General features: G+C 70.3%; 12 protein-coding genes. 10 read left to right on the top strand and 2 right to left on the bottom strand.

Annotated features, from left to right (window positions below; genetic code table 11):
* Positions 1-58 precede the first annotated feature (58 nt).
* Together ABEB12_RS17745 and ABEB12_RS17740 are read left to right on the top strand one after the other, a co-directional pair.
* On the top strand, positions 59-730 hold the full coding sequence (locus tag ABEB12_RS17745) for a flavin reductase family protein (RefSeq protein ID WP_345702907.1): 672 nt from the start codon (positions 59-61) through the stop codon (positions 728-730).
* Positions 731-886: 156 nt separating this feature from the next.
* Complete coding sequence (locus tag ABEB12_RS17740) at positions 887-1,747, top strand: DUF559 domain-containing protein (RefSeq protein ID WP_185059321.1); 861 nt, start codon at positions 887-889, stop codon at positions 1,745-1,747.
* Between the two features lie 99 nt (positions 1,748-1,846).
* On the opposite strand, the gene ABEB12_RS17735 is transcribed toward ABEB12_RS17740, so the two are convergent.
* On the bottom strand, positions 1,847-2,587 hold the full coding sequence (locus ABEB12_RS17735) for an SDR family oxidoreductase (protein WP_185059322.1): 741 nt from the start codon (positions 2,585-2,587) through the stop codon (positions 1,847-1,849).
* Positions 2,588-2,693: 106 nt separating this feature from the next.
* Between ABEB12_RS17735 and ABEB12_RS17730 the strand changes: the two genes are divergently transcribed.
* The 5 genes from ABEB12_RS17730 (at position 2,694) to ABEB12_RS17710 (ending at position 9,528) form a co-directional block, all read left to right on the top strand.
* Positions 2,694-3,302 (top strand): TetR family transcriptional regulator, encoded by a 609-nt coding sequence (locus ABEB12_RS17730; RefSeq protein ID WP_185059323.1) that lies wholly within the window; start codon positions 2,694-2,696, stop codon positions 3,300-3,302.
* 11 nt (positions 3,303-3,313) lie between these two features.
* Complete coding sequence (gene murA, locus ABEB12_RS17725; RefSeq protein ID WP_185059324.1) at positions 3,314-4,582, top strand: UDP-N-acetylglucosamine 1-carboxyvinyltransferase; 1,269 nt, start codon at positions 3,314-3,316, stop codon at positions 4,580-4,582.
* Positions 4,583-4,617: 35 nt separating this feature from the next.
* Positions 4,618-5,403, top strand: coding sequence for a DUF1206 domain-containing protein (locus ABEB12_RS17720; protein WP_185059325.1), 786 nt, complete (start codon positions 4,618-4,620; stop codon positions 5,401-5,403).
* Between the two features lie 214 nt (positions 5,404-5,617).
* Positions 5,618-7,432 carry an ATP-binding cassette domain-containing protein gene (locus ABEB12_RS17715; RefSeq protein ID WP_185059326.1) on the top strand — a complete coding sequence of 605 codons (1,815 nt, stop codon included), beginning with the start codon at positions 5,618-5,620 and terminating at the stop codon, positions 7,430-7,432.
* Between the two features lie 98 nt (positions 7,433-7,530).
* Positions 7,531-9,528 (top strand): methylmalonyl-CoA mutase family protein, encoded by a 1,998-nt coding sequence (locus tag ABEB12_RS17710; protein WP_185059327.1) that lies wholly within the window; start codon positions 7,531-7,533, stop codon positions 9,526-9,528.
* Between the two features lie 528 nt (positions 9,529-10,056).
* Here the strand turns inward: ABEB12_RS17710 and ABEB12_RS17705 are convergent.
* On the bottom strand, positions 10,057-10,749 hold the full coding sequence (locus ABEB12_RS17705) for a methyl-accepting chemotaxis protein (protein WP_185059328.1): 693 nt from the start codon (positions 10,747-10,749) through the stop codon (positions 10,057-10,059).
* Positions 10,750-10,915: 166 nt separating this feature from the next.
* On the opposite strand from ABEB12_RS17705, the gene ehuB reads away from it, so the two are divergent.
* From ehuB to ehuD, 3 genes are read left to right on the top strand one after another with little or no spacing between them, the layout of a single operon-like run.
* A complete protein-coding gene (ehuB, locus tag ABEB12_RS17700; RefSeq protein ID WP_185059329.1) occupies positions 10,916-11,764 on the top strand; it encodes an ectoine/hydroxyectoine ABC transporter substrate-binding protein EhuB in 849 nt (282 codons plus the stop codon).
* A 2-nt stretch (positions 11,765-11,766) separates the two neighbouring features.
* Positions 11,767-12,468, top strand: coding sequence for an ectoine/hydroxyectoine ABC transporter permease subunit EhuC (ehuC, locus tag ABEB12_RS17695; RefSeq protein WP_185061148.1), 702 nt, complete (start codon positions 11,767-11,769; stop codon positions 12,466-12,468).
* Positions 12,468-13,124 (top strand): ectoine/hydroxyectoine ABC transporter permease subunit EhuD, encoded by a 657-nt coding sequence (gene ehuD / locus ABEB12_RS17690; RefSeq protein ID WP_425572254.1) that lies wholly within the window; start codon positions 12,468-12,470, stop codon positions 13,122-13,124. The genes ehuC and ehuD overlap by 1 nt, the downstream gene beginning before the upstream one ends.
* The last annotated feature ends 1 nt before the right edge of the window (position 13,125 follow it).

Here is a 13,125-nt window from a genome sequence, read left to right as displayed (position 1 = left end):
TAGGTTGGCGCAACCTCATTCGCGGGGTGGTGTTCCCAAGGACATGCGGATTCCACACGTGGCGAGCGAACCGGCCATCCTGTACTTCGGCACGCCGGTGGTCCTGGTCAGCACGACGAACGAGGACGGCAGCGCCAACCTGGCGCCGATCTCCTCGGTGTTCTGGCTGGGCTGGCGGGCCATGCTGGGCATCGACGGGACCTCGAAGAACACCGCGAACCTGCGCCGCACCAGGGAGTGCGTGCTGAACCTGCCGGCCGACGACGCGGTCGGCGCGGTGAACCGGCTGGCCCGGATCACCGGGTCCGACCCGGTGCCCGAGCACAAGCTGTCCAGGGGTTACCGGTACGAGCCGAGGAAGTTCGAGGCCGCCGGGCTGACCCCGGTGCGTTCGGAGACCGTGCGGCCGCCCCGGGTACTGGAATGCCCGGTGCAGATGGAAGCCGTGGTCACCGCCGAGGGCAGCCTGGCCGGTGACGACGATCTGCTGCGCGGCCGGCTGATCACCTTCTCGGTGCGCATCCAGAGGGTGCACCTGGACCCGGCGATCCTGCTGGACGGCCAGCCCGACCGCGTCGACCCGGACAAGTGGCGCCCGCTGATCATGAGCTTCCAGGAGTTCTACGGCCTGCGCCCGGCCAAGCTGCACCACTCCACCCTGGGCCGCATCCCGGAGCACTCCTACCTCACCCCCGACACCGAACGCGCCCGCCACGCTCCCGTCCGGTGATCGACATCAACCTCATGCACCCCTGGGCTTCACGCCAGGTACATAGGGTTGATGTCGATCTCAAGGTTAGGGCGTCGGCCGTCGCAATCCGTCCAGATCGGTTGCGGATTTTGCGATTTTGGTCCCCGGACGCAGGCCGGTCGGCACGCTGAGCAAATGCTGGAGGGTCCGTTTCGGGGAAGCGTGGCGGTGGCGGCCAGGTTGGTGACCTGGCGGCGGTTGCAGGGGCCGGCCTTCCGGCGGATCTACCCAGACGTCTACGTTCCTTACGGGCTCGAGCTGGATCTGCGGAACCGGTCACTGGCCGCATACCGGCTGGTGGCCGACCGCGACGGAGTGCTCGCCGGGTACTCGGCGGCGCTTCTGCTGGGCGTGGACTGTGCGCCCTGGAACGCGCCGGCCGAGGTGCTGGTGCCCAGGTTCATGCGGCCGGTAACGGGGCTGCGGATCGGTTATCAGCGCACCCCTGAAGACGATCTGACCGAGGTGCACGGTTGCCGGGTGACCACACCTGAGCGGACCGCGTGGGACCTGTCCCGCCGCTTGTCACTGGTCGAAGCGGTGGTGGGGGTCGATGCGCTGGCCCGCGTAGGCCGCTTCGATCCCGCCCAGCTGCTGACCCGGCGGGCGAAGCAATCCGGCACGCCCGGGTGCCAGCGGCTGGACGAGGTTGTGGCGCTCTCCAGACCGAGGTCGGAGTCGCCGATGGAGACCCGGCTGCGCCTGGCGCTGGTCCGCGCCGGGCTGCCGGAGCCGGAGGTGCAGTATCAGATCCTGGATCGTCACTGGCACGAGGTGGCACGGATCGACCTGGCCTACCCGGACGCCAAGCTGGCCATCGAGTACGACGGCGCGCGGCACTTCGACCGCCGGCAACGCGAGCGGGACATTCGCCGGGACGCCATGTTGGCCCGCTACGGGTGGCTGACCCTGCGTCTGACCCATACCGACGTCACCTCCGACCTCGAGCGCACCATCCGCAACATCCAGGGAGCGCTCCGCGCCCGCGCCACTTGATCGACATCAACCTCATGCACCTTGTGGCGCACGCGGAGGTGCATGAGGTTGATGTCGATCTTCGTAACCGGGTGACCGGCGGCTGCGGGGGCGAGGGGGTCAGGCGTTGGTGCCGCCGTCGACGAGGATGGAAGCACCGGTGATGATGCGGCCGGAGTCGCCGGCCAGGTGGGAGACGGTGGCCGCGATGTCGGCCGGGACGCCGTAGTGGCCGAGCGCGGACAGGGATCGCTGGGTGTCTGCCGTCGGGCCGTCCGGCGGGTTCATGTCCGACTCGGTGGAGCCGGGGTGGACGGTGTTCACCGTGATGGCGCGCGGGCCGAGCTCGCGGGCCAGCGCCTTGGTCAGCCCGTCCAGGGCGGACTTGGTCATGGCGTACAGCGCGATCCCGCCGAACGGCACCCGCTGGGCCAGGTTGCTGCCGATGTTGATGATGCGGCCGCCGGAGCCGAAGTGCCGGCTGGCGGCTTGCGAAGCGACGAACGAGGCGGTCACGTGCACCGCGATCGCCCGGTCCCGGTCCTCGGCGCTGACCTCCTCGATCGGGCCGTGCGGGAAGATCCCGGCGTTGTTCACCAGCACGTCCAGCCGGCCCAGCTCGCGGGCGGCGCGTTCCACCGCTTCGGTCACGGCGGCCGGGTCGGCGCTGTCGGCCTGGATGGCGACCACGCGCCGGCCGAGGCCCTGGATGCGCTCGGCCACGGCGTCGGCCTGGGCCTTCGCCGAGTGGAAGGTGAACGCCACGTCCGCCCCGTCCTCGGCCAGCCGGGTGGCGATGGCCGCGCCGATGCCCCGGCTGCCGCCGGTGACCAGCGCGACCCGTCCGGTGAGCTCTGCCATGTCGATCTTCTCCAATTCTGTAGCGATTGCTAGGAAAAGCATGCGTCCAGGCGAAGGCCGGCGTCAAGGGGTATTTTTAGGGTTCGATACAGAAAGGGGTGTGGCGATGGCGACACGGGGCCGGCCGCGCGCCTTCGACCGGACCGGGGCGCTGCGCCGGGCGATGGAGGTGTTCTGGGAGCACGGCTACGAGGGCAGCTCGATCCACCAGCTCACCGCCGCGATGGGCATCAACGCGCCCAGCCTGTACGCCGCCTTCCAGTGCAAGGAGGCGCTGTTCCGGGAGGCGGTCGAGCTGTACGGCGCGGAGGGGGGCGACCTGATCGGCCGCTCGCTGGCGGGCGGCGGCACCGCGCGGGACGCGGTGGCCGCCATGCTCCGGCTCGGCGCCGCCGAGTACACCGACCAGAGCCACCCGCGCGGCTGCATGATCGTGCTCGCGGCGACCACGTACACGCCGAAGACCGAGGGCATCCGGGACTACCTGGCCGAGTGCCGCCGGCAGAGCGCGGGGCAGCTGCGCGACCGGCTGGCCAAGGGGGTGGCCGACGGCGACCTCGACCCGGAGACCGACCTGGACCGGCTGGCCAACTACCTGAGCACGGTCTGGTACGGGATGTCCCTGCAGGCCAGGGACGGCGCGACGACGGAGGAGCTGCTCGACGTGGCGGACGCGGCCATGGCCGGCTGGGACCGGCTGACCGGCAGCCGATAGCGTTGCGCCCCGTGGCAGAGCACTTCTCGGTGACCGGCGGCGCGCGGCTGTCCGGCGAGGTCGACGTCGTCGGGGCCAAGAACAGCGTGTTGAAGCTGATGGCGGCCGCGCTGCTGGCCGAGGGAACCACTACGCTGACCAACTGCCCGGAAATCCTGGACGTTCCGCTGATGGCGGACGTGCTGCGCAGCCTGGGCTGCACCGTGGTGATCGAGGGCGACACGGCGCGGATCACCACGCCGCCGGACCCGCGCGAGACGGCGGACTACCGGTCGGTGTCCAAGCTGCGCGCCTCGGTCTGCGTGCTCGGGCCGCTGGTGGCCCGCTGCCGGCGGGCCGTGGTCCCGCTGCCCGGCGGCGACGCGATCGGGTCCCGCCCGCTGGACATGCACGCCAGCGGGCTGCGCAAACTGGGCGCGCACACCGAGATCAGCCACGGCAAGGTGGTGGCGCACGCGGAGAACCTGCGCGGCGCGCAGATCTGGCTGGACTTCCCCAGCGTGGGCGCCACGGAGAACATCCTGATGGCGGCGGTGCTCGCGGACGGCACAACGGTGATCGACAACGCCGCGCGCGAGCCGGAGATCGTGGACCTGTGCACCATGCTCGCGCAGATGGGCGCCAAGATCGAGGGCACCGGCAGTTCCACCCTGACGGTCCACGGCGTGACCAGCCTCGCCCCCACCGAGCACCGGGTGATCGGGGACCGGATCGTCGGCGCGACCTGGGCGTTCGCCGCCGCGATGAGCCAGGGCGAGATCACCGTACGCGGGGTGAACCCGCACCACCTGGACCTGGTGCTGGACAAGCTGCGCACCGCCGGGGCGGACATTACCACCGGACTGGACTCGTTCACCGTGGCGATGAACGAGCGGCCGCGCGCGGTGGACTTCGTGACCCTGCCCTATCCGGGTTTCGCCACCGACCTGCAGCCGATGGCGATCGCGCTGTCGGCGGTCGCGGACGGCACGTCGATGATCACGGAGAACGTGTTCGAGGCGCGGTTCCGGTTCGTCGACGAGATGGTCCGGCTGGGCGCGGACGCCCGCACCGACGGCCACCACGCGGTGGTGCGCGGGGTGCCCCGGCTGTCCTCGGCGCCGGTGTGGGCCTCGGACATCCGGGCCGGCGCCGGCCTGGTGCTGGCCGGCCTGTGCGCCGAAGGGGTCAGCGAGGTCTGGGACGTCGAGCACATCGACCGGGGCTACCCCCGGTTCGTGGAGAACCTGCGCGCGCTGGGTGCCGAGGTGTCCAGGGTGACCGCCGAGCCGGACCGCTGAGTCGGGCCGCCGAACCGGGCCGCTGAACGACCGCGATGAACGGGCCGGCCGAGCGGGCCGCCGGTAGGGCGGCCCGGGTCGCGGCCCGGCTGGGCATCGCGGCCAACGGGGTGCTGCACCTGTTGGTGGCGTGGCTGGCCACGAGGGTGGCGCTGGGTGGGGGTGAGCGGGCCGACCAGGCCGGCGCGCTGCAGGCGGTGGCCGCCGAACCGGGCGGCCGGCCGCTGCTGTGGTTGGTGGTCGTCGGGTTCGCCGCCGTGGTGTTCTGGCGGCTGCGCGAGGCGACGGGCGGCTTCCCGGGTCCCGGCCGGCACCTGGACAAGCGGCTGTTCGCGGTCGGCCAGGTGGCGGTGTACACCGGGTTGGCCGTGCTGACCCTGCGCGCCGCGACCGGTTCCTCCGCCGGCACCGGTGGCCAGGGCGTCACCGCCGCCGTGCTGCGGCTGCCCGCCGGGCAGTGGCTGGTCGCGGCGGTCGGGGTCGGCGTGCTGGTCACCGGGGTGGTGATGGTGGTGCAGGGCGCGCGGATGCGGTTCACCGAGGACATGCGGCTGCATGAGGCCGGGCCGATCGCCCGCGCGCTGGCCCGGCGCACCGGCCAGGTGGGCGCGGTATCCAAGGGGCTGGCCATGACGATCATCGGCGGGCTGGTGGTGCTGGCCGCGGTGACCTACCAGCCGGCGCGCGCCGAGGGGCTGGACGTGGCGCTGAAGACGATCGCGGCGCAGCCGTTCGGCGCGGTCGCGCTGCTCGGCGTGGCGTTCGGGCTGGCGTCATTCGGGGTGTTCTGCCTGTTCGACGCCCGGTATCACGAAGTCTGAAACTGGCTTCGGACCCGTCGGCGGGCTCGCCGGCCATGATCGCTGTTTCTGGCGCTTCAGGGTCGAAAATCGACGCTAGACCGCCACGAACGGCGATCATCCCTCGGCGGGCACGGTAACTCGGTGGCGGCGGGTTTGATCCATCCGTAGCCTGGGTCGCCGAATCCCGCACTCAGAGCCCTTGGCACACCCATGCGAAAGGGGTGATATATCAATGTCGCGAACGCTCCCGATCGGGATCGTGCTCGGTTTCTACTGGCGCGCGGCATGGCGCTATCCGAGGCAGGTCATCGGCTGCCTGTTATCGGTGCCGCTGACCGTGGCGGTGAACACGCTGCTGCCTCCGTTGATCGTCTCCGACGTGCTCAACCGGCTCAGCCGGGGCGACTTCCAGTCCGGTGAGGTGTGGGCCAGCTTCTCCGGCAGCCTGATCGCCTACCTGGTGGTGATGTTCCTCGGCGGCATGGTGACCTGGCGGATCGTGGACTACTTCGTCTGGCGGCTGGAGGCCGACGTGGAGCGCGACCTGGCCCGTGGCTGCTTCCGGCACCTCATCCACCAGTCGGCCGACTTCCACGCCAACCGGTTCGGCGGCGCGCTGGTCTCGCAGACCACCAAGCTGCTGAGCAGCTACATCCGGATCGCCGACACCACCCTGTTCCAGATGCTCCCGCTGGTCTGTGTGCTCGGCGGGATCGTGCTGGTGATGGCCGGCAAGGCGCCGCTGTTCGCGCTGCTGCTGGCGGTGTTCTCGCTGATCTACATGGTGATCGCGGTGTACGCGTCCCGGCCGGTGCGCCGGATCGGCGGGGTGTTCGCCGCCGCCGAGAGCGCGCAGACCGGGAATCTGGCCGACGCCATCACCAACGTGATGGCGATCAAGAGCTTCGCCCGCGAGGGGCACGAGAGTGCCCGGTTCGCCGAGGCCACCGACCGCACGCACGGCGAGCTGCTGCGGCTGTCCCGTGCGCACATGCGGCAGATGGCCTACTTCGGCGGCCTGACCAGCACGATCTCCGTGCTGGCCCTGGTGGTCGCGGTGTACGGCGCGGTGTCCTGGGGCGCCGACGTCGGCGTGATCTTCCTGATCGTGAACTACACCGCCTCGGTGGTGCACCAGCTGTTCACCTTCAGCAACAGCAGCCTGCGCACCTACAACCGGGCCTTCGGCGACGCCAGCGACATGATCAGGATCCTGGGTCTGGAGTCGGTGGTGAGCGACCCGGAACGGCCCGTCCCGGTGAGCATCGGCGCCGGCGAGGTCGCCTTCGACCGCGTCGTGTTCCGGCACGCCGGCTCGACGGAGACGCTGTTCGACGGGCTGAACCTGCGCATCCCGCCGGGGGAGAAGGTCGGCCTGGTCGGCCACTCCGGGGCGGGCAAGACCAGCTTCACCCGGCTGTTGCTGCGGTTCTCCGACGTGAACGGCGGACGCATCCTGGTCGACGGGCAGGACATCGCCACGATCACCCAGGCCGACCTGCGCGCGCACATCGCCTACGTGCCGCAGGAGCCGCTGCTGTTCCACCGGTCGATCAGGGAGAACATCGCCTACGGCCGGCTGGATGCGACCGAGGAGCAGATCCGGCTGGCCGCCGCGCGGGCCAACGTGTCCGAGTTCGTGGAGACGCTGCCGGACGAGTTCGGCACGCTGGTCGGGGAGCGCGGGGTGAAGCTGTCCGGCGGGCAGCGGCAGCGCATCGCGATCGCCAGGGCAATGCTCAAGGACGCCCCGATCCTGCTGCTGGACGAGGCCACCTCGGCCCTGGACAGCGAGAGTGAGGCGCTGATCCAGGACGCGCTGTGGACGCTGATGGAGGGCCGTACCACGATCGTCATCGCCCACCGCCTGTCCACCATCCAGCGAATGGACCGGATCATCGTGCTGGACCGGGGCCGGATCGTGGAAACCGGCTCCCACCAGGATCTCCTGGCGAACCCGGCCGGCATCTACGCAACCTTCTGGGCCCGTCAATCGGGTGGCTTCCTGTCCGACAACCCCGCCGATTCAGTGCCTTCGGCAGGGTGATTCAGTCGATTGGTGCTTGGGATTGTGAGCAGGCGTACTCGGTAAAGTTAGCTACCCGGCAGTACGATTACCCCGTTCACCGTCGAGCGGAGGTAGTCGTGCCGTACCCGAGCGACCGAGAGACCGACCGCCCGTGGGTGATGCGGACCTACGCCGGTCACTCGTCCGCCGCCGCGTCCAACGCGCTGTACCGGCGCAACCTGGCGAAGGGGCAGACCGGGCTTTCCGTCGCGTTCGACCTGCCCACCCAGACCGGCTACGACCCGGACGACGAGCTGGCCAAGGGCGAGGTGGGCAAGGTCGGCGTGCCGATCAGCCACATCGGGGACATGCGCCAGCTGTTCGAGGGCATCCCGCTGGCCGATGCGAACACCTCGATGACGATCAACGCGCCGGCCATGTGGCTGCTCGCGCTGTACGTCGCGGTGGCCGAGGAACAGGGCGCGGACCGCAAGCAGCTCGCCGGGACGACGCAGAACGACATCGTCAAGGAGTACCTGTCGCGGGGCACCTACGCGTTCCCGCCGGAGCCCAGCCTGCGGCTGGCCACCGACCTGGTCACCTGGACGGTGACCAACGTGCCCCGGTGGAACCCGATCAACATCTGCCCGTACCACCTGCAGGAGGCCGGCGCCACGCCGGTGCAGGAGATCGCCTACTCGCTGGCCACCGCGATCGCCGTGCTGGATACGGTGCGCGACTCCGGCCAGGTGCCGCCGGCGGCGTTCGGCAACGTGGTCGCGCGCATCTCGTTCTTCGTCAACGCCGGGCTGCGGTTCGTCGAGGAGATGTGCAAGATGCGCGCCTTCGTGGCGCTGTGGGAGGAGATCACCCGCGACCGCTACGGCATCGAGGACCCCAAGCAGCGGCGCTTCCGGTACGGCGTGCAGGTCAACTCGCTGGGGCTGACCGAGGCGCAGCCGGAGAACAACGTGCAGCGCATCGTGCTGGAGATGCTCGCGGTCACGCTGTCCCGGGACGCCCGCGCCCGGTCGCTGCAGCTGCCCGCGTGGAACGAGGCCCTCGGCCTGCCCCGGCCGTGGGACCAGCAGTGGGCGCTGCGCATGCAGCAGGTGCTGGCCTACGAGACCGACCTGCTGGAGTACGAGGACCTGTTCGCCGGCTCCACGGTGATCGAGGCCAAGGTGGACGAGCTGGTCACCGGGGCGCGCGAGGAGATCCAGCGGGTGCTGGACATGGGCGGCTCGGTGGCCGCCGTGGAGTCCGGCTACATGAAGGGCCAGCTGGTTTCCTCGCTGGCCGAGCGGCGCCGGCAGATCGAGTCGGGCGACCTGACCGTGGTCGGGCTGAACAAGTTCGACACCACCGAGCCCAGCCCGTTGCAGGCGGAGGGGGCCAAGGCGATCGAGACGGTGGACCCGGCGGTGGAGCGGGCGGCGATCGAGTCGATCGAGCGCTGGCGTTCGTCGCGGGACAACGCCGCCGTGCAGCACGCACTGGACGGCCTGCGGGACGCGGCGAAGACCGACGCCAACCTGATGGAAGCCACGCTGGCCTGCGCCCGTGCCGGGGTGACCACCGGCGAGTGGGCGGGGGTGCTGCGCGCGGTGTTCGGCGAGTACCGGGCGCCGACCGGGGTCTCGGTGGCGACCGGCGGCGGGGAGGCGGCCGAGGAGCTGGCCGAGGTCCGCGAGCGTGTGCGCGCCACCGGCGAGGAGATGGGCACCCGCCTGCGCATGCTGGTCGGCAAGCCGGGCCTGGACGGGCACTCCAACGGCGCCGAACAGGTCGCGGTGCGGGCGCGCGATGCCGGGTTCGAGGTGATCTACCAGGGCATCCGGCTGACCCCGTCGCAGATCGTGGCGGCCGCCGTGCAGGAGGGCGTGCATGTGGTCGGGCTGTCGGTGCTCTCCGGGTCGCACCTGGAGGTGGTGCCGGCGGTGGTGGAGGGCCTGCGCGCGGCCGGTGCGGACGACGTGCCGGTGATCGTCGGCGGGATCATCCCGCCGGAGGACGAGCCGATCCTGCGCGAGCGCGGCGTCGCCGCCGTGTTCACGCCCAAGGACTATGCGCTGACGGAGATCATGTCCCGGATTGTCACGCTTATTCGGGAACGGAACGGGTTGGCTCCTTAAGAAGCTGCGGTTCGGGTGCGGGGCGGGTTTAAAGACGGCTGGGACGGCGCGGTTGGGGGGTCCGATCGGTTGGGTGCCGCCCGTTGCGTTTGGGAGTGGCGTCCCGTTTCGCTGGACGGATCACGGTGCGTAGCCAGCTTCGGTCGGCCGAGCGGCCCTTGCTCGCACGACATCCACCTGAGCGGGGTTTGATCATGCTTGCCACCCCGCTGAGGTGGATCTCGTCGGAGGGAGGCGCCCGGTGACCAGCCGGGCCGACGCGGGACGGTTACTTTCCGTAGTGGAGACGACCGGCCCCCGCGCAAACGCAACAGGCCACGGTCAAGCCGCGGAAGACCGCCGAGCCGCGCCGTCCAAGCCGTCTTCAGAACCGCCCCGGCACCAACCGGGACGTGCGAACGCTGCTCCACCGCGGGCCCAACCCGGCATTCCGTGCACCGGAACCATGATCATCAGGACATCAGGGCCGTTCCGGGGCGGCCGAAACGGCCGTCATGCCCTGGTGATCATGGAACGCGCGCCAGGGCCTTACTCCGGTGGCTCCGGTGGGGCTGGTGGGGCGGGCGGCGCGGCTGCTCCGGCGCGGCGGCGGAAGTAGCCCAGGCCGGGGATGCCGTTGATCGCCTGGCGCAGGTCCTTGACCACGTCGAGCAGCTCGTGAATGTCCGGGCCGACCTTGTCCAGGGTGGCCAGGATGGGCATGACGTCGGTCTCCAGGTGCTCGGCCAGCTGGGGCAGCTGGTCGATCATCCGGATCGCCGCGTGCACCTCCTGCTCGGAGAGCTCGTCCACGAACCGGCGGGCCAGCGGCGCGGCGCGCTCGGCCAGCGGCTGGTAGGTGGCGAGCAGCTCGGTGGCACCCTTGCTGGTCTGCTCGGCCTGCGCCACGATCGCGCCCGCGCCGTCCGCTATCTGGCTGGACCACTCGACCACGCCCGCCGCGCCGTCGGCCACCGCGTTGGCCGTGCGCACCGTGTCCTCGGTGGAGGCGGCGATCGTGTCCACCCGCTTGACCAGCACGTCGGCCCGTTCGGTGAGCTCCTCGATGCGCGCGATCAGCTGCTCGACGCGGTCCAGCAGCGTCACCGCCCGGTCGGGCAGCTCGCCGATCAGCCGGATGGTCTGCTCGCTCCACCCGAAAACCGCGCGCAGGGTCTCGAAGGCGCCGCCGATCGCCTCGGTCGGACCGGGCAGAACCATGCCAGCAACGCGTAGCGCCATGGGGCCATCATGGCGGATCGCCGCCCGCCCCGTTGGATGGCGCCTACTCGGGGGAAGAGGTCGGCGGGTGAAGACGGGATAACGATCGCCGCCCCAAGTTGTCACCCGAACCGGTGACGCCTACTTTCAGTCTCCACCGATCTTCCTGATTCGAGGGGCGACGCCAATGGGCGGATCTTGGACCAGACGGGACTTCTTACGACGGGGCGCCACGGCCGGCGCACTGGCGGTCGCCGGGCCGTCGTTGCTGGCCGCGTGCGCGAGCGGCGGCTTCAAGGTCGGCATCGCCAACGAGGCGCCGTACGGGTTCACCGACCCGAGCGGCAAGGTCACCGGCGAGTCGGTCGAGGTGGCCAGGGCGGTGTTCAAGGCGATGGGCATCGAGGACATCCAGGCGGAGACGGTCGACTTCAGCGCGCTCATCCCCGGGCTGATCTCCAACCGGTTCGAGGTGGTCACCGCCGGCATGTTCATCCGGCCGGACCGCTGCGCCGCCGCCCAGTTCTCCGACCCGGACTACACCGCGCAGTCCGCGCTGCTGGTGCCGAAGGGCAACCCGAAGGGCCTGAAGACCTACGCCGAGGTGAAGGCCACCGGCGCCCGGCTGGCCGTGCTCTCCGGCGCGGTGGAGAAGGAGGACGCGGTCAAGAGCGGCGTCCCGGAGGGCCAGCTGCAGTCCTTCGACACGCAGAACACGCTGTTGCAGGCGGTTACCGCCGGCCGGGCGGACGCCGGCGCGCTGACCACGTTCTCGCTGCAGGACGTGGTGAAGAAGAACCCGGGCGCGGCGGTCGAGGTCACCCCGGGCTTCTTCCCGGTGATCAACGGCGAGGAACAGATCGCGGCCGGCGCTTTCGTCTTCCGCAAGGGCGACCAGAGGGTCAACCAGTTCAACGCGGAGTTGAAGCGGCTGCACGAGAGCGGCGAGTGGGTGCGGATCGTGGAGCCGTTCGGGTTCACCGCGGAGAACATCCCCAAACCGGACGTCACCACGGCCCGCCTCTGCGCCGGGTGACCATGTTCGACAACCTGCCGAGGATCCTCGCGGTGCTCGCCGAAGGGTTGCCGGCCACCGTCACGGCCACCGTCGGCGGCATCGCGCTGACCATCGTGCTCTCCTTCGCCGCCGGGCTGGCCATGCTGTCCGGCCGGCGCTGGATGCGCGGGGTGAGCCGGGTCTACGTGGAGGGGTTCCGGGGCACCTCGGAGGTGGTCCAGCTGTTCTGGATCTTCTTCGTGCTGCCCGTGCTCACCGGGCTGCAGCTGCTCCCGCTGGCCGCCGGCGTGCTGGTGCTCGGGCTGAACCACGGGGCATACGGCGCGGAGATCGTCCGGGGCGCGGTGCGTTCGGTGCCGAGGGCGCAGGTGGAGGGCGCGATCGCGCTCAGCCTCACCCCGGCGCAGCGGATGACCAGGGTGATCCTGCCGCAGGCGGTGGTGGAGATGCTGCCGCCGTTGAACAACCTGTTCATCCAGCTGCTCAAGTCGACCGCGATCCTGTCGTTCATCACGGTGGCCGAGGTGACGGACAAGGGCACCAAGGTGCTGGTGCCCAACTTCGGCCAGGACCTGGTGCTGATCTTCACCGTGATGTTGCTGATCTACCTGGTGCTGGCGTTGCTGATCACCGGAGTGATGCGGCCGCTGGAGCGGATCGCCGCGCGCCGGCTGGGCCGAAGTAGCGTATCTGTGCGCAGAGCCAAAGCGGGGGCGCACTGATGCCGGTCTGGGACTGGGGCTATGCGTTCGCCGTGCTGCCCGACCTGGTGCGGGCACTGGGCGAGACGATCAAGATCACGCTGCTCGCCTCGGTGGTGGCGCTGGTGCTGGGCCTGGTGATCGCGGTGCTGCGGCGCGCGCGGATACCCGTGCTGGACCAGCTGGTGTGGGGGTTCGTGGAGTTCGTCCGGTCCACCCCGCTGCTGGTGCAGGTGTTCTTCCTGTACTTCGCGCTGCCCCGGTTCGGCGTGACGCTGTCCGCGCTGGCCGTCGGGGTGATCGGGCTGGGCGTGCACTACGCCACCTACGCCTCGGAGGTGTACCGGGCGGGCATCGACGCGGTGCCGCGCGGGCAGTGGGAGGCCGCCGTGGCACTCAGCCTCTCCCGCACCCGGACCTGGACCGGGGTGATCCTGCCGCAGGCCATTCCCCGGGTGCTGCCGGCGCTGGGCAACTACGTGATCTCCATGTTCAAGGAGGTGCCATTGCTGCTGGCCATCACCGTGGTCGAGGTGGTGAACCGGGCCAAGGAGCTCGGTTCGGAGTCGTTCCGCTACACCGAACCGCTCACCATTGCCGGGCTGCTCTTCCTGGCCCTCAGCTATCCGGCTTCCATGCTGGTCCGACGCCTGGAGCGGCACCGTGTCACCGTCTGAA

This window comes from Actinospineispora eucalypti, assembly GCF_039543365.1.
Lineage (GTDB): Bacteria > Actinomycetota > Actinomycetes > Mycobacteriales > Pseudonocardiaceae > Pseudonocardia > Pseudonocardia eucalypti.
The sequence above is the reverse complement of the archived record's forward strand: the minus strand, read 5'-3'. Positions and strand labels throughout refer to the sequence as shown.

Excerpts from the sequence above, each read along its gene's own strand:
- ehuD (WP_425572254.1), top strand. The coding sequence starts at position 12,468 with ATGCCGGTCTGGGACTGGGGCTATGCGTTCGCCGTGCTGCCCGACCTG.
- ABEB12_RS17720 (WP_185059325.1), top strand. The coding sequence starts at position 4,618 with ATGAACGGGCCGGCCGAGCGGGCCGCCGGTAGGGCGGCCCGGGTCGCG.
- ehuC (WP_185061148.1), top strand. The coding sequence starts at position 11,767 with ATGTTCGACAACCTGCCGAGGATCCTCGCGGTGCTCGCCGAAGGGTTG.
- ABEB12_RS17735 (WP_185059322.1), bottom strand. The coding sequence starts at position 2,587 with ATGGCAGAGCTCACCGGACGGGTCGCGCTGGTCACCGGCGGCAGCCGG.
- ABEB12_RS17705 (WP_185059328.1), bottom strand. The coding sequence starts at position 10,749 with ATGGCGCTACGCGTTGCTGGCATGGTTCTGCCCGGTCCGACCGAGGCG.
- ABEB12_RS17730 (WP_185059323.1), top strand. The coding sequence starts at position 2,694 with ATGGCGACACGGGGCCGGCCGCGCGCCTTCGACCGGACCGGGGCGCTG.
- ABEB12_RS17740 (WP_185059321.1), top strand. The coding sequence starts at position 887 with ATGCTGGAGGGTCCGTTTCGGGGAAGCGTGGCGGTGGCGGCCAGGTTG.
- ABEB12_RS17715 (WP_185059326.1), top strand. The coding sequence starts at position 5,618 with ATGTCGCGAACGCTCCCGATCGGGATCGTGCTCGGTTTCTACTGGCGC.
- ehuB (WP_185059329.1), top strand. The coding sequence starts at position 10,916 with ATGGGCGGATCTTGGACCAGACGGGACTTCTTACGACGGGGCGCCACG.